17 protein-coding genes are annotated in these 19,075 nt (G+C 66.8%); 3 read left to right on the top strand and 14 right to left on the bottom strand.

Annotated features, from left to right (window positions below; genetic code table 11):
- The first annotated feature begins 11 nt into the window (after window positions 1-11).
- Together EYE40_RS10355 and EYE40_RS10360 are read left to right on the top strand one after the other, a co-directional pair.
- Window positions 12-2,579, top strand: a complete 2,568-nt coding sequence (locus tag EYE40_RS10355) for a helix-turn-helix transcriptional regulator (RefSeq protein WP_130981867.1) — start codon at window positions 12-14, stop codon at window positions 2,577-2,579.
- Window positions 2,580-2,601: 22 nt separating this feature from the next.
- On the top strand, window positions 2,602-3,207 hold the full coding sequence (locus EYE40_RS10360; RefSeq protein WP_130981868.1) for a DUF4166 domain-containing protein: 606 nt from the start codon (window positions 2,602-2,604) through the stop codon (window positions 3,205-3,207).
- On the opposite strand, the gene EYE40_RS10365 is transcribed toward EYE40_RS10360, so the two are convergent.
- The 9 genes from EYE40_RS10365 to EYE40_RS10405 form a co-directional block, all read right to left on the bottom strand.
- On the bottom strand, window positions 3,185-4,702 hold the full coding sequence (locus EYE40_RS10365) for an alpha/beta hydrolase (protein WP_130981869.1): 1,518 nt from the start codon (window positions 4,700-4,702) through the stop codon (window positions 3,185-3,187). The genes EYE40_RS10360 and EYE40_RS10365 overlap by 23 nt on opposite strands.
- Window positions 4,703-4,768: 66 nt before the next feature.
- Window positions 4,769-5,656 (bottom strand): succinate--CoA ligase subunit alpha, encoded by an 888-nt coding sequence (gene sucD / locus EYE40_RS10370; protein ID WP_130981870.1) that lies wholly within the window; start codon window positions 5,654-5,656, stop codon window positions 4,769-4,771.
- 17 nt (window positions 5,657-5,673) lie between these two features.
- A complete protein-coding gene (sucC, locus tag EYE40_RS10375) occupies window positions 5,674-6,843 on the bottom strand; it encodes an ADP-forming succinate--CoA ligase subunit beta (protein WP_130981871.1) in 1,170 nt (389 codons plus the stop codon).
- A 120-nt stretch (window positions 6,844-6,963) separates the two neighbouring features.
- The gene (locus EYE40_RS10380) at window positions 6,964-7,521 is read right to left on the bottom strand and encodes a hypothetical protein (RefSeq protein ID WP_130981872.1); all 558 of its coding nucleotides are present in this window, start codon (window positions 7,519-7,521) and stop codon (window positions 6,964-6,966) included.
- 138 nt (window positions 7,522-7,659) lie between these two features.
- Complete coding sequence (locus EYE40_RS10385; RefSeq protein WP_130981873.1) at window positions 7,660-8,229, bottom strand: hypothetical protein; 570 nt, start codon at window positions 8,227-8,229, stop codon at window positions 7,660-7,662.
- Window positions 8,230-8,349: 120 nt separating this feature from the next.
- Window positions 8,350-8,910: a hypothetical protein gene (locus EYE40_RS10390; protein WP_130981874.1), complete on the bottom strand. Its 561-nt coding sequence runs from the start codon at window positions 8,908-8,910 to the stop codon at window positions 8,350-8,352.
- 152 nt (window positions 8,911-9,062) lie between these two features.
- Window positions 9,063-9,665 carry a hypothetical protein gene (locus EYE40_RS10395; protein ID WP_130981875.1) on the bottom strand — a complete coding sequence of 201 codons (603 nt, stop codon included), beginning with the start codon at window positions 9,663-9,665 and terminating at the stop codon, window positions 9,063-9,065.
- A gap of 120 nt (window positions 9,666-9,785) precedes the next feature.
- Window positions 9,786-12,158: an ATP-dependent helicase gene (locus EYE40_RS10400; RefSeq protein ID WP_130981876.1), complete on the bottom strand. Its 2,373-nt coding sequence runs from the start codon at window positions 12,156-12,158 to the stop codon at window positions 9,786-9,788.
- A gap of 12 nt (window positions 12,159-12,170) precedes the next feature.
- Complete coding sequence (locus EYE40_RS10405) at window positions 12,171-13,247, bottom strand: glycerophosphodiester phosphodiesterase family protein (protein WP_130981877.1); 1,077 nt, start codon at window positions 13,245-13,247, stop codon at window positions 12,171-12,173.
- Window positions 13,248-13,365: 118 nt separating this feature from the next.
- On the opposite strand from EYE40_RS10405, the gene EYE40_RS10410 reads away from it, so the two are divergent.
- Window positions 13,366-14,172: a Bax inhibitor-1/YccA family protein gene (locus EYE40_RS10410; RefSeq protein ID WP_130981878.1), complete on the top strand. Its 807-nt coding sequence runs from the start codon at window positions 13,366-13,368 to the stop codon at window positions 14,170-14,172.
- A gap of 45 nt (window positions 14,173-14,217) precedes the next feature.
- Here the strand turns inward: EYE40_RS10410 and EYE40_RS10415 are convergent, their stop codons facing one another.
- The 5 genes from EYE40_RS10415 to EYE40_RS10435 form a co-directional block, all read right to left on the bottom strand.
- Window positions 14,218-14,778, bottom strand: a complete 561-nt coding sequence (locus EYE40_RS10415) for a DUF6518 family protein (RefSeq protein ID WP_130981879.1) — start codon at window positions 14,776-14,778, stop codon at window positions 14,218-14,220.
- Window positions 14,779-14,929: 151 nt separating this feature from the next.
- Window positions 14,930-16,507 (bottom strand): glutamine-hydrolyzing GMP synthase, encoded by a 1,578-nt coding sequence (gene guaA, locus EYE40_RS10420; RefSeq protein ID WP_130981880.1) that lies wholly within the window; start codon window positions 16,505-16,507, stop codon window positions 14,930-14,932.
- Complete coding sequence (locus EYE40_RS10425; RefSeq protein ID WP_130981881.1) at window positions 16,504-16,956, bottom strand: DUF3817 domain-containing protein; 453 nt, start codon at window positions 16,954-16,956, stop codon at window positions 16,504-16,506. The genes guaA and EYE40_RS10425 overlap by 4 nt, the downstream gene beginning before the upstream one ends.
- Before the next feature lie 4 nt (window positions 16,957-16,960).
- Window positions 16,961-17,701 carry an SURF1 family protein gene (locus EYE40_RS10430; protein WP_130981882.1) on the bottom strand — a complete coding sequence of 247 codons (741 nt, stop codon included), beginning with the start codon at window positions 17,699-17,701 and terminating at the stop codon, window positions 16,961-16,963.
- A 4-nt stretch (window positions 17,702-17,705) separates the two neighbouring features.
- Window positions 17,706-19,073, bottom strand: coding sequence for a cation:proton antiporter (locus tag EYE40_RS10435; RefSeq protein ID WP_130981883.1), 1,368 nt, complete (start codon window positions 19,071-19,073; stop codon window positions 17,706-17,708).
- Window positions 19,074-19,075 lie beyond the last annotated feature (2 nt).

The raw sequence follows: 19,075 nt of genomic DNA on the forward strand, positions 1-19,075 counted from the left end.
AGGGGGAACACGTGGTAGATCGGCTTCGAGAGCGGACGGCGCTGGCCGCAGCCGCTGACCGGGCGCGCGCCGGGCACGCCACCGTCGTGACGCTCGAGGGCGAGCCGGGCATCGGCAAGACCTGGCTGATCAACGAACTGGTCGCCGCCCTGCGCGATTTCACCGTCACCAACACCGTGCCCAAGTTTGCATCCGAGCCGACCCTCGTCGTCATCGATGACGCCCAGTGGCTCGAGCCGGCCGTCGTCACCCGAACCGCCAAGCAGCTGGATGCCCTCCGCACGTCGAAGCTGCTCGTGGTGATCGCCGGTCGCACCGGAGAATCACGGCTGATCGAGCGTCTCAGCCCGGGCAGCAGTCGCCCCGACCGCGGCAGCGTGCTCAGCCTCGGACCGTTGGGCACCCAGCAGGTGATCGAGCTCGCCGGCGAACGCGGTATCTCGGCGCTCGAGATCACCCGCGCGCACCTGCTCGCCGAACTCACCGACGGCAACCCCCAGCACCTCGTGGCCGCGTTCGAGCAACTCGGCCAGCGCCTCTACGTCTCGGTGCCGCGATCACTCCCCGTTCCTGCCGACTTCGATCCCGCCCTCAGGCGCGACCTCGCGACGGTCAGCAAGGAGGGGCGGGCGATGCTCGAGCTCCTCGCCTTGATCGGCACCCCGATCTCCATCTCCGCGCTGGTCGAGATCGCCATGCGCGCGGGTGTGCAGCTCTCCTTCGATGACGCCTCGGCATCCGGGCACCTCGAGGTGTTCAACCAGGAGGGCCAGCGCGAACTGACTCTGAAGTCGGTGCGCGTGCGCGAGGGCATCCGACGTTCGCTCGACACGGCGAAGGCCCGCAGGCTCCACGCCGCGATCGCCGAGTCGATGACGGGCACCCGGCGCCTCGAGCACCTGCTCTCCTCGACCGAGCACACCAACGATTCCCTCGCCGCCGAACTCGAGGCAGAGGGCGTGCGCCACGAGGCCGCAGGGCAGTATCCCGAGGCGGCACGCATGTTCAGTCGCGCAAGCGGCGTGACGAGCGGTGCGGCCGAGCGCGAACGCCGGCTGCTGTACGCGTGCGTCCTTGCTTTTTATTCGGATGACGCTGAGCTCGCGAGCACGCTCGCGCCGAGCGTAGCCCGCTGCGCGCCGAGCCTGGCCCGCCAGGTGGTTCTCGGCGGGATCGGCTACCTGCTCGGCGACTTCCCCGAGTCCCTCTCGCTCGTGACGGCAGCCCTCGACGAGTACCCGTCCGATGACGACGCGCTCGGCACCGGTGGACTGTTCACCGCCGCAGTCGTCGCGAGCCTGCAGCTTGCGGCTGTCGACCTTCCCGCCGCGATCACGACAAGCGCGACCGCGCTCTCCCGCCTCGGCCTCGAGGAGGGCGGCGTGCCCTCCCCCGCAGAGGCCCGGCTGCGCATCACCCTCGGCTTCTCGCTCTGGATCGCCGGCGCCGTCGACGACTCCGACGTCGCACTCGCGTCCGTGCTCGCACTGCCCGCGACCCGCCCCGAACGCGCCGACGCACTCACCATCTACGCCCAGCGGGAGTTCTACCGCGGCGACACGGCTCGGGCCCTGCGCACGGTGACGACCGCCGTCGAGGCCGCGAGGTCGAGCAATGCGCTGCACATCATCCCGCTCGGTCTGGCTCTTCGATCGCACGTCAACTTCGCACTCGGCCAGTGGGATGACGCGATGCTCGACGCCCAGGCTGTGCTCGCGCACACCACGGCGAGCCGCAACGGCAACCACGACGTGCTCGCTCACGGCGCCATCGCGATGATGTCGGCACACTCGGGCGAGCTGGATTTCGCGGAGCGCTCCGTGCGCATCGCCCGGCGGCTCGGTGTCGAACGACCCCTTCCGCAGCACACCGCCGCGGCGGCCATCGCGGCTGCGGTCGTGGAGCGCGTCGGCGGGCACCCGCACGCCGTGGTGCACGCCCTGAGCCCCATGCTCGAGGGCTCCCTCGCGCTCGGCCTCACGTCGACCGGCTACACCGGCTGGCGCGCGATGCACGCCGAGGCGCTCATCTCCCTGGGCTCCTACGAGCGAGCGAGTTCCGTGATCCGCCTGCTCGAGAGCGAGCCCGGCTCCAAGAGCTTCGGCTACACCGGTTGGCTCCACGGCATGCTCGCCGAGGCGCAGGGCGACCTGCCCGAGGCCATCGCCGCCTACCGTGCGGCGCTCGCCGCGGGCGACGAGTCGACGAGCCCCTTCCCGCACGCCCTCGCCCTGAAGTCGCTGGCCGGCGCTCTCGAAGCGAACGGTGAAAGTGGGCATGCCACCGCCGCCGCCCGCGACGCCACCCGCCTGTTCACCCGGCTCGGCGCCACCGTGTACCTGACGGGCGCGGCCCCGACCGAGGACGGCGTGGCCGCACTGGAGGGCTGGAGCACCCTGACCCCGCGCGAGCACGACACCTCGCTGCTCGCATCGGAGGGCATGCTCAACCGCGAGATCGCGGCGGCCATGCACGTCTCGGTGAAGACAGTCGAGCACCACATCGCCAACTCGCTGGCAAAACTCGGGCTGCGCTCGCGGCGCGACCTCGAGAAGGCGGCCGGACGAGGCTCGGCCTGACCCCACGTGTCATGATGACCGCATGACCGAAGAGTCCGTGTGGCAACGCGCCCTCGGCGACGATATCGATCGACTCTCCCCCGGCCTCCGCGCCTACTTCGCGCTGCCACCCGCCGGCACAGTGGGTCGCGGCACCGGCGTCTACGAGGTGGCCGGCTCGAGCAGGCGCTGGCTGCGGCCGGTACTCGCGGTGCTGGCCTGGCGCCGCATCCTGTTCCCCGAATTCGGGCGCGGGATTCCGTTCACCGTCACCAACACACCCGCAGGTGATGCCCTGCGCGGCTGGCGCACTTTCGACTTCCCGGGCCGCACGCGGGTGATGCAGGACGAGATGCGCATCGTCGGCGGCGCGCTGCACGACTTCCTCGGCCGCCATAGCGAGCTGGAAGCGCAGCTCGAGCTCGAGGTCGTCGAGGGGGCGCTGCACCTGCGCACGGGTCGGCTGTGGCTGAACCTGGGTCGGCTGCGGGTCGCGCTGCCGCGGCTGGCCCGCATCCGCCTCATCGAACAATCGGTCGAGAACGGGCAGCGGGTCTCGGCCGTGCTCTCCTCCCCCGTGCTCGGCGACTGGTTCGAGTACACGGGCGACTTCCGCTACGAGTACGTCAGCAATTCGGATCGCTTGTAGGCACCGTGCCATCGATGAAGTAGGCGTCGACCGTCTCGACGATGCAGCCGTTGCTGCGGCCGTAGGCGGTGTGGCCCTCGCCGTTGAACGTCACGAGCACACCGCTCTCCAGCTGGCCGGCAAGTGACTTCGCCCACGCGTAGGGCGTCGCTGGGTCGTTGGTTGTGCCGATCACGAGGATCGGGTCGGCACCCGCTGCGTCGTACATTCCGGGCTGTTTCTTCGGAGCGTAAGGCCAGGCAGTACACGCCGCCTCGACATGGGCGTAGTCGTCGAAGGCGAAGTAGCCGCCGACCAGAGGAGCGGCTGCATCGATTGCATCGAGGCCCGAGCGCACGTCGTACTCGTCGCCCTGGAAATCGTCGTCGAGGCACAGCGTCGCGGTGTACACGTCGAAGGAGTTGTTGTCGTACTCGGCGGTTCCACCGCGGCCGTAGTAGGAGTCGGCGAACTGGAAGGCGATGAACGACTCCCCCACGGCGACCTCCTCGAACATGCTCGTGAGCGCCGGCCAGTTCTCCTCCGAGTAGAGGGCTGCGGCAATCGCGAAGCCGAGGGTCGCCGAGTCGAGGGCGCGCCCGTCAGCCGACTCGATGCCCTTCGCGTCGACCGTGTCGAGCAGGTTCGTGAAGGTGGATCGCGCCGCCGCCTCGGTCCCGCCGAGCGGGCAGTTTCCCTGCCCGACGCAGAAGGCGAGGTAGGCGACGAGGGCGTCGTCGAAGCCCTTCATCTGCACGGCGAACCAGTCGAGGGCGCCAATAGACGGGTCGAGGGCACCGTCGAGCACGAGCCGGCCGACCCGCTCCGGAAACAGCTCGGCGAACATCGTGCCGAAGAACGTGCCGTAGGAGAAGCCCAGGTAGTTGAGCTTCTCGTCGCCGAGCAGCGCGCGCAGCAGGTTCATGTCGCGGGCCGTCGAGCCGCTGTCGACGAACTCGAGCAGCGGTCCGGTGTTGCGCGCGCAGGCAGCCGCGTACTCGGCCTCCGCCGCCTCCAGCTCGGTCACCCATGCTTTCGTTTCGTATGCGTTGTCCCACTGCCCGAACAGCAGCTCGTCCATCGCTGCGCCGTCAAGGCACTCGACCGCGCTTGAGCGCCCCACACCCCGCGGATCCCAGCCGACAAGGTCGAACTCCTCCATCAGGTCAGCGGATGCCACGTACCGAATGCTGTCCCGAACGAAATCGAATCCCGATCCCCCGGGGCCGCCCGGGTTCACCAGCAGCGAGCCCCTCGCGGTACCGGTCGCCGCGATGCGTGACACGGCCAGCTCGATGGAGCCCATGGCCGGGTGTTCCCAGTCGAGCGGAGCCACGATCGTTGCGCAGTCGACACCCTCACCGCACTCGGTCCAGTCGACCCCCTGCTCGAAGAAGGGCGCGAGTCCATCGCTCACCTCGGGCTCCGGGGTTGGCGCGGCGGGGGCGATGCAGCCCGCGAGCGTCACCGTGAGGGCGAGGGCGAGAGTCGTCGCGAGGGCCGGGCGGAGCGTCATCCTGCAATTGTGCCGGTTAACGGGAGAAGGGGAGGACCGAAGTCCTCCCCCACTCTCGAACACGGGTTACAGAGAAGCGAAGACCTCACGCATGATCGAGGCGGTCTCGCTCGGGGTCTTGCCGACGCGAACGCCAGCAGCCTCGAGGGCCTCCTTCTTACCCTGCGCGGTGCCGGCACCGTCGGAGACGATCGCACCGGCGTGGCCCATGGTCTTGCCCTCGGGGGCGGTGAAGCCCGCGACGTAGGCGACGACCGGCTTGGTGACGTTGGCCTGGATGAAAGCGGCCGCGCGCTCCTCAGCGTCGCCACCGATCTCACCGATCATGACGATCGCCTTGGTCTCGGGGTCCGCCTCGAACGCCCTGAGGGCGTCGATGTGGGTGGTGCCGATGATCGGGTCGCCGCCGATGCCGATGGCGGTCGAGAAGCCGAGGTCGCGCAGCTCGAACATCATCTGGTAGGTCAGGGTGCCCGACTTGGAGACGAGGCCGATCGGGCCGGCCTCGGTGATCGTCGACGGGATGATTCCCGCGTTCGACTTGCCGGGGCTGATGATGCCGGGGCAGTTCGGCCCGATGATCTGGGTCGTGTTGCCCTTCGAGGTCGCGTACGCCCAGAACTCCGCGGAGTCGTGGATCGGGATGCCTTCGGTGATGACGATGGCGAGGGCGATCTCGGCGTCGACGGCCTCGAGCACTGCAGCCTTGGCGAAGGCCGGCGGCACGAAGATGACGGAGACGTTGGCGCCGGTTGCGGCCATGGCGTCGGCGACCGATCCGAAGATCGGCAGCTCGGTGCCCTCGATCGTGACGGTCGTTCCCGCCTTGCGCGGGTTGACACCGCCGACGATCTTCGAGCCGCTCGCGAGCATACGACCGGCGTGCTTGGTGCCCTCGGAGCCGGTGAGGCCCTGGACGATGATGACGGAGTTCTCGTCGAGGAAGATCGACATGTTTCTGGTCCTTTTCCTTAGGCTGCAGCGTGGGCGAGTTCGGCGGCCTTGTCGGCGGCCTCGTCCATGGTGTCGACGACGGTGACGAGCGGGTGGTTGCGGTCGGCCAGGATCTGGCGACCTTCGACGACGTTGTTGCCGTCGAGACGAACGACGAGCGGCTTGGTCGCCGTGTCGCCCAGCGTGGCGAGCGCCCCGACGATGCCGTTGGCAACCGCGTCACACGCAGTGATTCCACCGAAGACGTTGACGAACACACTCTTGACCTGAGGGTCGTTGAGGATGACGTCCAGCCCGGCCGCCATGACCTCGGCGGAGGCTCCACCACCGATGTCGAGGAAGTTGGCGGGCTTCACGCCGCCGTGACGCTCACCGGCGTAGGAGACGACATCGAGTGTCGACATCACGAGGCCGGCACCGTTGCCGATGATTCCCACCTCGCCGTCGAGCTTCACGTAGTTGAGGTCGAGCGCCTTGGCCTTGGCCTCGAGCGGGTCGGCTCCGGCCTTGTCCTCGAGTGCCTCGTGGTTCTCGTGACGGAAGCCGGCGTTCTCGTCGAGAGTGACCTTGCCGTCGAGGGCGACGACCTCGCCGTCTTCGGTGAGCACAAGCGGGTTGACCTCGACGAGCGTCGCGTCCTCACCCGTGAAGACGTCGTACAGCTTGACGATGACCGGGGCCACCTTGCCGACGAGCTCTTCAGGGAAGCTGGCCGCGATGGCGATCTCGGTCGCCTTCTCGAGCGTGATGCCCTCGAGGGCGTTGACCTCGATGCGGGCGAGGGCCTCGGGGCGTTCGACGGCGAGCTCCTCGATCTCCATGCCACCCTCGACCGACGTCATCGAGAGGAAGGAGCGGTTCGAGCGGTCGAGCAGCACGGAGAAGTAGAACTCCTGCGCGATGCGGGCACCGGCCGCGATCATGACGCGCTTGACGAAGTGACCCTTGATGTCGAGGCCCAGGATAGCCTCGGCTGCGGTGAACGCGTCATCCGGATTGTGGACCACCTTGACGCCGCCGGCCTTGCCGCGGCCGCCGACCTTCACCTGCGCCTTGACGACGACTGTTCCACCGAGCTTCTCAGCTGCGGCCTTCGCTTCTTCGGGGGTGTCGGCGATCAGGCCGGCAAGTACAGGAACTCCGTAGGACTCGAAGAGGTCCCTCGCCTGGTACTCGAAAAGATCCACGTGGCTCTCTCAATCACGGTTGGTTGTGCTGGGGAAGGCATCCTGTCTCGACATCGAGATAGTTCGACATCGAGAGACTTTGGCCACCAAACACTCTACCCGTTCCGCCCGGGGGCAGTCTTACAGCTCACCCTCGAGGGCCTTGACCTCGTCGGATTCTGCACCGTCTGTCAGCACACACGGGCCGGAGGTCGTGATGCGGATCGTCGCGTTCTCGTTGCCCTCGCGCGCGGCGGTGGCCAGCTCGATGACCACGGCGGAACCCGCGTTCGCGAGCACGACCGAACCCTCGCCCTCCTCGCTCACCGTCCAGTCCTGCTCGAGGAAGCTGTCGGTGAGGTCACTGACGACATTCGGCACACTCGCGGCCCGTGAGTTCGCGACGTGAACCGTGAGGCCGCTCGTCCAGGAGCGCGCGCGACCATCGGGGTCGGCGTCGGCGTCACTGCAGGAGACCGACGTGTCGGTGGTCTCCGCGACATCCAGAAGCACGATGCTCGGCAGGCGGGACGCCGCCTCATTGCGCAACAGCTGCACGGGCGACTTGGACTGCGCAAGGGTCACATCGTCACTGGCGCCCTCGATGCTGCCGGCCGACCCCACGCTCGCGCATCCGGCGAGCGCGATGACCGTCGCTGCCGCGCCCCACAGTGCGACAGTACGAAGTTGACCCCACATGACTTATCCCCCTTGTGCCGTCTAACTGACGGCGCCCGGAGCAGGCTAAGTGCGCTGAGTGAACCCGAGGTGGCCACGAGGGAACGGCAGGGTTTTTGCGGCTCCCCCCTTTCGGGGCAGCCGCAGGTGAGTGCCCGCCTAGTCGCCCTGGCCCTCGAGATCGCGGATCTCCGTCGAGTCCTCACCGGCCGTCGCGACGCACGGGCCAGTCGTGGAGACGTAGATGGTCGCGCCCTTGTCGGAGCCCTCCTCGGGCTGGTTTGCACCGAGCTCGATACCGACCGCCGACTGCTCGCTGGTGAGCAGGGTCACCTGCACGGCAGAGTCGAAGCCCTTCGAGGCCTCCCACCCGTCCGTCACGAGGGATGCTGCCATCTCGTCGACGACGGCCTTGGTACGCCAGGCGCTGCCCGACTCGACGTTGATGGTGACCGTCGACTTCCAGGAGCGCATGAGGCCCTTGGGGTCGGCCTTCTCGGTCTTGCAGCGAATGGAGGTGTCTTCGCTCGACGCGACCTCGGCGATGACCGCCGTCGGCACGCGTGATGCCGTCTCATTGCGCAGCAGCTGCGTCGGCGACTTCGTCTGGGCGAGCGTGATGCTCGACCCGCTGCCGCCGGAGCTCTCTGCGCAGCCCGCCAGCATAAGTATGGAAATTGCTGCGATCGCGACCCCCGCGAACGCTCGTGTTCGGTCCCCACCGACCATGTTTCACCCCTGTGTGTTGTGTTTAATTGCGTGCCGAACTTAGCAGGTTGACGGGCGCCGTGAAACGCCCGATCACCCGAACCGATCATCCATTCAGTGGATGACGGATGAACTTCGCGGTTAGCCGCGCTCCTCGAGGTTGACGACCTCGGGCGAGTTCTCGCCGCCCGTGGTGACGCACGGTCCGCTCGAGGTGATCTGGATGACCCCGCCCTCACCGGTCTCCTCGTCGGCCTTAACCATGGAGAGGTGCATAACAGAGGGAGAGTCGGGGCTCGTGAGCTCGAGGATCGAACTGCCGCCGAACTGGCCGAGTTCCCAGTCCTGCTCGACGAAGGAGTTGGCGAGCTCGTCGAGGATCTCCTTTGTGCGGGAGCCGTTGTCGGCGTTGACGGCGAGACGCACCGTCGAGTCCCACTGGCGCAGCAGGCCCTCGGGGTCGGTCTCAGCGGTCTGGCACGCGGACGAGAAGTCCTGCGACTTCAGAACCTCGTCGATGACCGTCTCGGGCACGCGGGTCGCGGCCTCGTTCCGCAGCAGCTGGGCGGGCGACTTGGTCTCCGCAAGCGTCAGCTCGGCTTTCTCGCCGTCTGCGGTGTCGGAGCATCCGGTCAGTGCCAGGCTCGCTACAGCGACTGTTGCGAGCGCCGCCAATACCCGTTGTGTGAAGCCAGTCGACATGTCGTAACCCCTGCAGTGTTGCGAGCGCGCATCCTATCCGCCTGTGGCGGGCGATGCGGCATCCCCCCGATCATTTGAAGCTATCAGGGGATGAACGCAGGGTGAATGGACGTAACAGAGTCGTCACATAGAACCCGGCCCCAGTGCGGGGGTCAGGGCGTTTCGAGCTTCTTCACGTCGTCGGATTTTGGACCCTCCGTGCGCACGCACGGTCCATGAACCTGGATCTCCACGGTGACCTGTTTGACCACTTCCGCTGTCGACGTCGTACTCTGGTCGGGATCGGGCCGTTCGCCGATGATCTGGATCTCGGCCATCGATCCTTTGCTCGTGAGCAGGCTGCTGCGGAAGTCCGCGGTCTCGCCGAGCGAGCGGGCAGTCCACTCCTGCTCGGTGAACGAGGCGATCAGGTTGTCGACGATCGACTCGATCCGCCACGCGCTGCCGCTCTCGACGGTCACGAGGGCCGAGGAGTGCCAGGAGCGGATGAGTCCCTGCGGGTCCTTCACCTCGTCGAAGCACGCGACCGATTCGTCGATGGCTTCCTCGACATTGTCGATCACGGCCGTGGGGATGCGGCTCGCCGCATCGTTGCGCAGGAACTGCACGGGCGACTTGCTCGCCGCGAGAGTCACATCGGGGAAATCCCCCTTGACGCTGGCCACTGCTTCGTTAGCGCAACCGCTGAGCGCCGTGACGGTCACTAGAGCGAGTGCAACGAACGCACCGGCTACCTTGTGGTCTCCCCCGACCATAGTGCACCTTCTCTTTCCCGGCCTCGTCGCCGGTAGCCAAGAAGATAGCAGTCGCGGGAGCGCTCCCACGGGGTCGAGCAAATTTCGTCTTACCCCAAACGAGGCGATAGACCGAGCTGTCTACAGCTTCTCGATCGGAGCTATCTTGATCAGCAGACGTTTGCGACCGGCCGTGTCGAACTGCACGGCGGCAACGCGCTTGGCGCCCTCGCCGGTGACCTCCATCACGCGGCCCTCACCGAAGTCGGTGTGCCGGATGCGGTCGCCGGCCGCGAGTGTGAGGTCGCCGTTATCCCGGACCTTGCCGGTCACCTCGCTCGCCCACACGGTTTTCTCACGCACCGGTGCGGGCGGGAGTCCCGCCGCCTCGCGCAGTGACGTGCCCCACGACGAGCCGTCGCGGCGAGCGTTGAGCGCGCGCGGCTGGGTACCGCCGCGGCTGTTGGCCATGCCGGGCGACTGCTTCCAGTCGATGAGGTCTGCCGGGATCTCTTGCAGGTACCGGCTCGGCATGGCGACGTTGACGTCACCGAACTGCGCGCGCGTCATGGCAAGCGAGAGGTACAGGCGCTGCCGGGCGCGGGTGATGCCGACGTAGAACAGACGCCGCTCTTCGGCGGGACCGCCGGGCTCGTTCGCCGACATGCGGTGCGGCAACAGGTCTTCTTCGACGCCGGTCAGGAACACCGCCTCGTACTCAAGACCCTTCGCCGTGTGCAGGGTCATGAGCGAGACGGTTCCGCTCGTGTCGTCCAGGTCATCGGCGGCCGCTACCAGTGACACTTCGGTGAGAAAGTCGAGCAGGGTGCCCTCGGGGTTGTTCTTGCTGAATTCCTTGGTGACGGCGAGCAGCTCTTCCACGTTCTCGGCGCGCGCTTCATCCTGCGGGTCTCGGGATGCGCGCAGCGCCTCCACATACCCGGACTTCTTCAGCAGCTCGGCGAGAATGTCGGACGGCTTGGCCGTGTCGACGGTCAGCTGCACCTCGTCGAGGGCGGCGGTCAACCCGAGGATCGCCCCGGTCACCTTCGGGCCGAGGCCCAGCTCGTCGGCGTGCCGCATGGCCTCGCGCAGGCTCACGTCGTGGTCGTCGGCCCAGGACTGCAGCGCGGTCTCGGTCGCCGGTCCGATGCCACGCTTCGGGGTGTTCATGATGCGGCGAAGAGCAAGCGGGTCGGCCGGGTTGGCAACCGTGATGAGGTAGGCCATCGCGTCTTTGATCTCAGCGCGTTCGTAGAACTTGGTTCCGCCGAGCACCCGGTATGGCAGCGCGGAGCGGATGAAGATCTCCTCGAGCGCACGGGTCTGGGCATTGGTGCGATAGAAGACGGCGATGTCCTTGTAGGCGATGCCTTCATCTCGCAGCTTGGTGATCTCGTCGGCGACGAACTGGGCCTCGTCGTGACCGGAGTACCCGGTGAAACCGGTGATCTTCTCGCCCGCGCCGATCGTGGTGAAGAGCTTTTTGTCTTTGCGGTCGAAGTTGTTGGAGATGACGGCATTGGCGGCATCGAGGATGTTCTGCGTCGAGCGGTAGTTCTGCTCGAGCAGGATCGTCTTCGAGCGGGGAAAGTCTCGTTCGAATTCCACGATGTTGCGGATATCGGCCCCGCGGAACGCGTAGATCGACTGGTCGCTGTCGCCGACGACGGTCAGCGACGCGGGCTCGAGGCTGCCCTTGCCCTGCAGGTCGAGCGGAAGGTCGCCCTGCTTGACCGGCTTGGTGAGCTCGCGGATCAGCGCGTACTGCGCGTGGTTGGTGTCCTGGTACTCGTCGACGAGCAGGTGACGGAAGCGGCGCTGGTAGAGGGCCGCGACCTGCGGGAAAGCACGGAACAGGTAGACCGTCTGCCCGATCAGGTCGTCGAAGTCGAAGGCGTTGGCCCGCGCGAGCTCCTGCGTGTAACGGCGGAAGATCTCGAGGAACATCACCTCGTTCGGGTCGTTGAAGTTCGCACCGCGCGCGTAGCTCTCGACGTCCATGAGCTCGTTCTTGAGTTTCGAGATCTTGCCTGATGCCTGGCTGACGGTGAACCCGAACGTGTCGGCGTCGAGCTCCTTGATGATCCGCTTGATGAGCGCGCGGCTGTCGGCGGAGTCATAAATGGTGAAGCTCTTGGTGAAGCCGAAGTTTTCGGCCTCGCGTCGCAGGATGCGTACACACGCGGAGTGGAAGGTCGAGATCCACATACCTTCCGCCTGCTGGCCGACGAGCGCGCCGACCCGCTCGCGCATCTCCGCCGCCGCCTTGTTGGTGAAGGTAATGGCGAGGATCTGGCTCGGCCAGGCCTCGCGGCTCTGCAGCAGGCCGGCGATGCGGCGCGTGAGCACACTCGTCTTTCCAGAGCCGGCGCCGGCGATGATGAGCAGGGCGGAGCCGCGGTACTCGACCGCCTCACGCTGGCGCGGGTTGAGCCCGTCGAGCAGCGCGTCGTTGAACCCGCCGTCGCGGGGCGGTTCGTCGGGAATGAGTGGGTGCAGAACTGTCGACATGTCCTGCCAATTCTAGGCGGGGGGTGTGACGCTCGCCGCTGGTGTCCCCAGCGCCGCCTTCTCCGCCTTGCGGCGCTGCGCCTCTACCCGCCTGCGCACCGCGAGGGCGAGGTCGGGCTGGTCGGCGAAGACGCCGTCCATGCCGCTGCGCAGCACGATCTCGAACTCCTTCGACCAGTTGCCCCAGTCGGAGGCGTTCGATCCGCGACGGAAGTTCTTGGAGAGAAAACGGTTCTCGGCGCGCAGCGTCCAGCAGAACGCGAGCAACCCGGCCGCGTGGGCGCGCTCGACAAAGTCGGAGGGGCCCGTGACGTGGCCGGCGTGATCCCGGGAGAAGGCGAGCTTCTTGTCCACGCTGACGCCGTCGACGCTCTCGGCGAGTTGCGCGAGCCCCTCATCGGTGAGGTGGTCGGCGTAACTGCGCGCCTTCTTGCCGTCCCGGGCGACGAGGTCCGCGGGCGCTCCGGCTGCTTCGGCGAGAAAGACGAGCCTGCCCGGGATACCCCGCTCGCGGATCTTCGTGAGCACCGTCTGCTCGAAGCACTCGACGATGAGGTTCTCCTCGGTCGCCCAGCCGCGGATCTCCCGCGCGAACAGCTCGTCGAGCGGCAGCCCGATCGACTCGAAGTAGGTGGCGTGCTTGATCTCGGCGACCATCACGAGGCTGCGGCCGCGCGCCGCCGATGCCCGGTCGATGATCGCCAGCAGGTCGGTGAGGCGCAGGATCCGCTCGGTGCCGTCGAAGCTCGAGCCGGCCTGGCGCACCTGGGGCAGGCGTTCGACGGCGCGCAGCGTGCGCAGTTCCTCCCAGGTGAAGTCCTCGGTGAACCAGCCCGTGAGTTTCACGCCCTCGATGTGTTTCGTGGTCTTGCGGGATGCGAATTCGGGATGCGCCGCGACATTCGTTGTGCCGCTGATCTCGTTCTCGTGCCGCAACACGAGCACGCCATCCCGGGTCGCAACGATGTCGGGTTCGACTGCGTCGGCCCCGAGGGTGAACGCGAGCTCGTAGGCGCTGCGCGTGTGCTCGGGCCGGTACCCACTCGCGCCGCGGTGGGCGATGACGAGGGTGCGGGGCGTTGTGCTCACGGCTTAACGCTAGCGGTTGGGGGCTATCCCACGGCATTCCCCCAGCAGTGCGCCCGCCCGCTCCCCTAAAATCGGTAGTGGACGCACAACGCGCCCCGAACCCAAGGAGTACGCGACCATGGCATCCGCCAGCTCGAACCCCGCCTTCAGCAACTCAGCCGCATTCTCGAACAACCCGACGAAGGCCGCCGAGCTCCGCCGCCCGCCGACGCCCGACGAGATCTCGGAGATGTACGGCCGCCCGTCCGCGACGCCCGTCGAGACCGACCGCATGACCTACGAGGACACGATCGTCAAGATCGCGATCTCCTTCGGAATCCTGCTGGTCGGTGCCGTGGTCGGCTGGATCGTGCCGATCCTCGCCATCCCCGCAGCCATCGTCGGATTCGTGCTCGCCCTCGTCAACATCTTCAAGAAGCAGCCGTCGCGCGGCCTCATTCTCGCCTACGCGGCCTTCGAGGGTGTCTTCGTCGGTGGCATCTCGCGCATCTTCGAGACCCAGTACGACGGCATCGTCGTGCAGGCTGTCTTCGGCACGCTCGCCGTCGTCGGCGTGACGCTGGTGCTGTTCATGAACGGCAAGGTGCGCGCGTCGAAGCGCGCAACGCAGATCTTCCTGGTCGCAATGGTCGGCTACGCGGCGTTCTCGCTCGTCAACCTCGTGCTGATGCTCACCGGCGTCACCGACAGCCAGTTCGGCCTGCGCGACACCATGTTCCTCGGCATGCCACTCGGCTTCTGGCTCGGCATCCTCGTGGTGTTCATGGCCGCATACTCGCTCGTGCTCGACTTCACGAGCATCAAGACCGGTGTCGAGCGTGGCGCACCCCGCGTCTACGGATGGCAGGCCGCCTTCGGCATCATGGTCACCGTCGTCTGGCTGTACCTCGAGATCCTGCGCCTCATCGCAATCCTGCGTCGCTAGGTTTCTCATCACAAACGCCGCGTCCCCCGAGGGGCGCGGCGTTTGTCATTCCACGATCGAGTGGATCCGCTCGCGGCGCCAGATCATGATCCCGCACGCCAGCAGGCACGCGGCGACCACAAAGAGGTTCGCGCCGATGACCGTGCCGTTGAGCCCGTAGTCCCGGTAGCCGAGGTACAGGGCACCGAGGGCGAGGATGACCGGCGTCGCGATCCCGACGTATGCGAGCTTCCCGGCTCGCCGTGACAGCGCCCCTAAAAACCCGACAGTGGCCCCGAGCAGTACTGCAGCGAGTGTCCACCGGGTGATGACGGGAAGCAGCGGCTGCAGCCCCCAGACCCGATCTCCGAAAGTCAGCCCATACCCGTAATACGAACCCACGGCGGCAATAAGGCTGACGACACCGGCGAGCGCAGCGATGCCGGAACGGCGCGACAACCGCCCTGCGACAAAGGCGAGCAACCCCCAGACGACCCCGGAATTAAGCAGGAACCACGCAGCGCCAACGATAAGCATCCCCATCGAGAGCCGACCCGTGCGAAGCACAAAAACCGTATCGAGCGCGGCCCCACCCACGCCAAGAATGACGCCGAACAGCACCCCCACGAGAAGACCTTTTGCGGCCGCATTTCTTGCGCCCACAGGATCTGTGGGGTGTTGATTTCCTCGCGAGTTTCGAGAGTTCTGATCGGCCACGCTTTTCGGCCGGTCAGAACTCTCGATGTCTGAGCTGGAAATCAGCACCGCACAGATCCGATCACTCCCACTCGATAGTCCCCGGCGGCTTCGACGTGACATCGAGTACGACCCTGTTGACCCCGGCCACTTCGTTGGTGATCCGATTGGAGATGCGGGCGAGCACGTCGTAGGGCAGGCGCGTCCAGTCGGCGGTCATGGCGTCTTCGCTGGAGACGGGGCGCAGCACGATGGGGTGTCCGTAGGTGCGACCGTCGCCCTGCACGCCGACCGACCGCACATCGGCGAGCAGCACGACGGGGCACTGCCAGATTTCACCGTCGAGGCCGGCGTTGGTCAGCTCATCGCGGGCGATCGCGTCCGCCTTGCGGAGCAGCTCGAGACGCTCACGGGTAACCTCGCCCACGATGCGGATGCCGAGGCCTGGCCCCGGAAACGGCTGGCGGGAGACGATGACCTCGGGCAGTCCGAGTTCGCGGCCGATGGCGCGCACCTCGTCCTTGAAGAGCGTACGAAGCGGCTCGACGAGCGTGAACTGCAGGTCTTCGGGCAGGCCGCCCACGTTGTGGTGGCTCTTGATGTTGGCGGTGCCGGTGCCTCCACCGGATTCGACGACGTCGGGGTAGAGAGTGCCCTGCACGAGGAAGTCGATCGACGCCCCGTCTCCCTGCGCTTCGAGCACCAGCGCCTCGGCGGCGGCCTCGAAGCTGCGGATGAACTCGCGGCCGATGATCTTGCGCTTCTGCTCGGGGTCGGTCACGCCGGCGAGTGCATCGAGGAACTGGTCGACGGCATCGACGGTGATGAGGCGCACTCCGGTGGAGGCGACGTAATCCTCTTCGACCTGTCGACGTTCGTCCTGGCGGAGCAGGCCGTGGTCGACGAAGATCGCGGTCAGCTGGTCACCGACGGCCTTGTGCACGATGGCGGCAGCGACGGCTGAGTCGACGCCACCGGAGAGGCCGACGATGACGCGGCCGGTGCCGACCTGTGCCTGGATGCGGGCGACCTGCTCCTCGATGACGTTGCTCGAGTTCCAGTCGGCGGGGATCCCGGCCGCGGTGTGCAGGAAATTCTCGAGCACGTTCTGACCGAACTCCGAATGCTTGACTTCGGGATGCCACTGCACCCCGTACAGGCGACGCTCATCACTCGCGAAAGCGGCTACGGGGGTCGAGGCACTCGAGGCGAGCACCGCGAACCCTTCGGGAGCTTTGGAGACCGAGTCGCCGTGACTCATCCAGGTGGTCTGGGCTGCGGGCTGGCCGCTGAGCAGCGTCGAGTCGCCCGGGGCGAGCGTGACATCCGTCGCACCGTATTCGCGGAGGCCGGTGTTGCTGACCTCGCCACCGAGCTGCTGCGCCATGACCTGGAAGCCGTAGCAGATGCCCAGCACGGGGATGCCGAGCTGAAGGATGCCGGGGTCGAGCGTCGGTGAGCCGGTCTCGTACACGCTGGACGGGCCACCGCTCAGCACGATGCCGGACGGGTTCATCGCCTGCACCTCGGCCGCGGTGATGGTGTGCGGCACGATCTCGGAGTAGACGCTCGCCTCGCGCACGCGACGCGCGATCAGCTGGGCGTACTGCGCGCCGAAGTCGACGACGAGAACGGGCTGCTGTGCTGTTTCATTGCTCACGCTGTGGCCTCCGCAGGCTTGGGGGTCTCGAGTTGTTCGAGTTGCGTCACGGTCTGAGCGTGGATGCGCTTCTCGATGAAGAAGGAGGAAAAGGGAATGACCCCGCCGAGTGCGACGAAGAGGAACCGGCTGAACGGCCAGCGCGCAAGGCTCCACAGGCGGAAGTCGCTGAACAGGTAGAGCACGTAGAACCAGCCGTGCACGATGAGGATCACCGTGGACAGGTTCACCCCGGTGATGAGGGCCTGCGGGGTAAGGGCAAGGAAGCCGTAGGGCCCGCCCAGTTCGATGTCGACGCCGATGCCGCCCCAGATCTTCGGCCCGTAGCGGAACACCATCATGAGGACAAGCAACAGCAGGAACGAGCCCGTGATGATCGAGGTGACCTTGTAGAGCTTGAGGGCCGAGCGGATGCGCGGTGCGTCGGAACGCCGGGGGGTTGCGGGCATGGTCCTAGTTTAGTTCGAGCTCCGCGTCCTCCTGCTCGCGCTCCCACTCGTCCCTGACCAGCCGGAACCACAGGAACACGGCGAAGACCGCGAAGACCGCCCACTCGATCGCGTAGAACACGTTGAGCCAGTTCAGCGTGACCTCGGCGCTCGGTACCGGCGAATCGATGGCGTCGAGGCCCGCGGGGGCGTCATCCAGAACCAGGTAACCCCCATAGACGGAAGCCGGCGCGTCCGCCCACTGGTTGATGAGGGCGGCCACCGACATCGACTTCTGCTCCCCCGCCTCGAAGTCGTCTTCGGCGGGCGGTTCGGTCGCGACGTAGCGGCCGGTCAGGTCTCGCTCGCTCGTGGTGAAATCCTTGAGAGCGGATGCCGCGTCCGCGCGATCGGCGACCCAGCCGAGTGCAACGGCGATAGACACCCCGCTCTCGGTCAGTGCGTGCCCGGTCACCCAGAAGCCTTCGACGCCGTCGTTGAACCGGCCCTCGAGCACCACGCCGTCGCCGGGCACCAGGGCGCCGGTCGTGCTGACACGCTGCCCTGCGGCGCTCGACGAGATCGTGCTCGCGGGCTCGGCGATCGACTCGAGCGGCACCGTCGTCTCAGTCTCCCGCTCGACCACGGTGGCCGTCTCGACGCCGCGCGACAGCTGCCACTGCCCGAGCAGCGCGAACCCGGCCGCTACCGCGAGGCACACGAACAGCATGCCGATCCAGCGCGGCCTGCGCGCGACTTGCCACATCTGTCTAGTACTCCGGGTCTCTCTTGCGCGTGGTGAGCTCATCCGACTGCTGCATGGCCTGCTCGATGAGGGGGTCGACGCGAGCGGGCTCGACGGGCTGCGGCTCGAACAGGTCGTCGTCAGTCGCCGCTATCGGCTCGCCGGCGAGCGCGGCCTCGACGAGGGCGATGTTCTCGTCCGCCTCGCGACTCGGGCGCGCGACCTTCTTCTTGGTGCGGAAGATCGCCCCGCCGATCGCATTCGAGTTGACGGCGATGATCGGACCGATGATCGCCATGATGAGCACATAGAGGCCGGCGAACGGCGTGAGCCTCGGGTCGAGCCCCGAGGCGGTGGCCAGCGTTGCGAGGATCAACGCGAACTCGCCGCGGTTCTGCAGCATCGCGCTCGTGTTGAAACCCTCCGCGCGCGTGAGCTTGGTCTGCCAGGCGATGAGCTGGCCGCCTGCGGTGTTCACGAGCAGGGTCATCAGCACCGCGACACCGACCGGCACGAGAACGGAGCCGAACGTGGAGATGTCGAGCGCGAGCCCGAAGTTGAGGAAGAAGAACGCGCCGAACACGTCGCGCAGCGGCAGCGCGAGCTGTTCGATCCTCGCCCGGAAGCGCGTCGCACCCAGCACCAGCCCGACCAGGAACGCGCCGATCGCGTCGGATACCCCGAGCAGCTCGCCGATGCCGCCGAAGGCGACCGCGAGCCCGAAGAACAGGATCGTGAACAGCTCATCGTCACGTGTGTTGACCAGACGCGAGACAAACCTGCCTCCCCAGCGCGCGACCATGAACATCACGATGAGGAAGGTGAACGAGATGGCCAGCTGCAGAACGATGGCCCAGACATCCTGTTCGCCACTGAGGATGACGGACACGATCGCGAGGTAGACGGCGATGAAGACGTCCTCGAGCACCATGATGCCCAGGATTGTCGGCGTCTCGCGGTTGGCGAGGCGACGCAGTTCGATCAGCAGCTTCGTGATGATGGCACTGGATGACGCGGCCGTCATGCCCGCGATGATCAGGGCCTCACGTGTTCCCCAGCCGATCCACATCCCGAGCGCGAAGCCGGCCGCCATGTTGATCAGCAGGCGTGTGCCGCCCGAGACGAACAGGGCGCCCGCGTTGCCGTAGAACTCGTCCTGGTCGAACTCGAGGCCGAGGCTGAACAGCAGCAGGATGAGGCCGAAGACAGCGACGAGCTCCACGTCGGCCGACTCGAAGTTGAGTGGGAAGAACTGCGAGTTCGGGCTCGCGACGAGACCCACCAGCATGTAGATCGGGATAGCGGGCAGACCGATGAGCTTGCCGACCCGGCCGAGAACGTAGGCGATGACGAACAGAAGGCCAAGAACGAGGAGTTCTTCACCGAGGTGCACGA

It is taken from the genome of Glaciihabitans arcticus, from assembly GCF_004310685.1.
Lineage (GTDB): Bacteria > Actinomycetota > Actinomycetes > Actinomycetales > Microbacteriaceae > Conyzicola > Conyzicola arctica.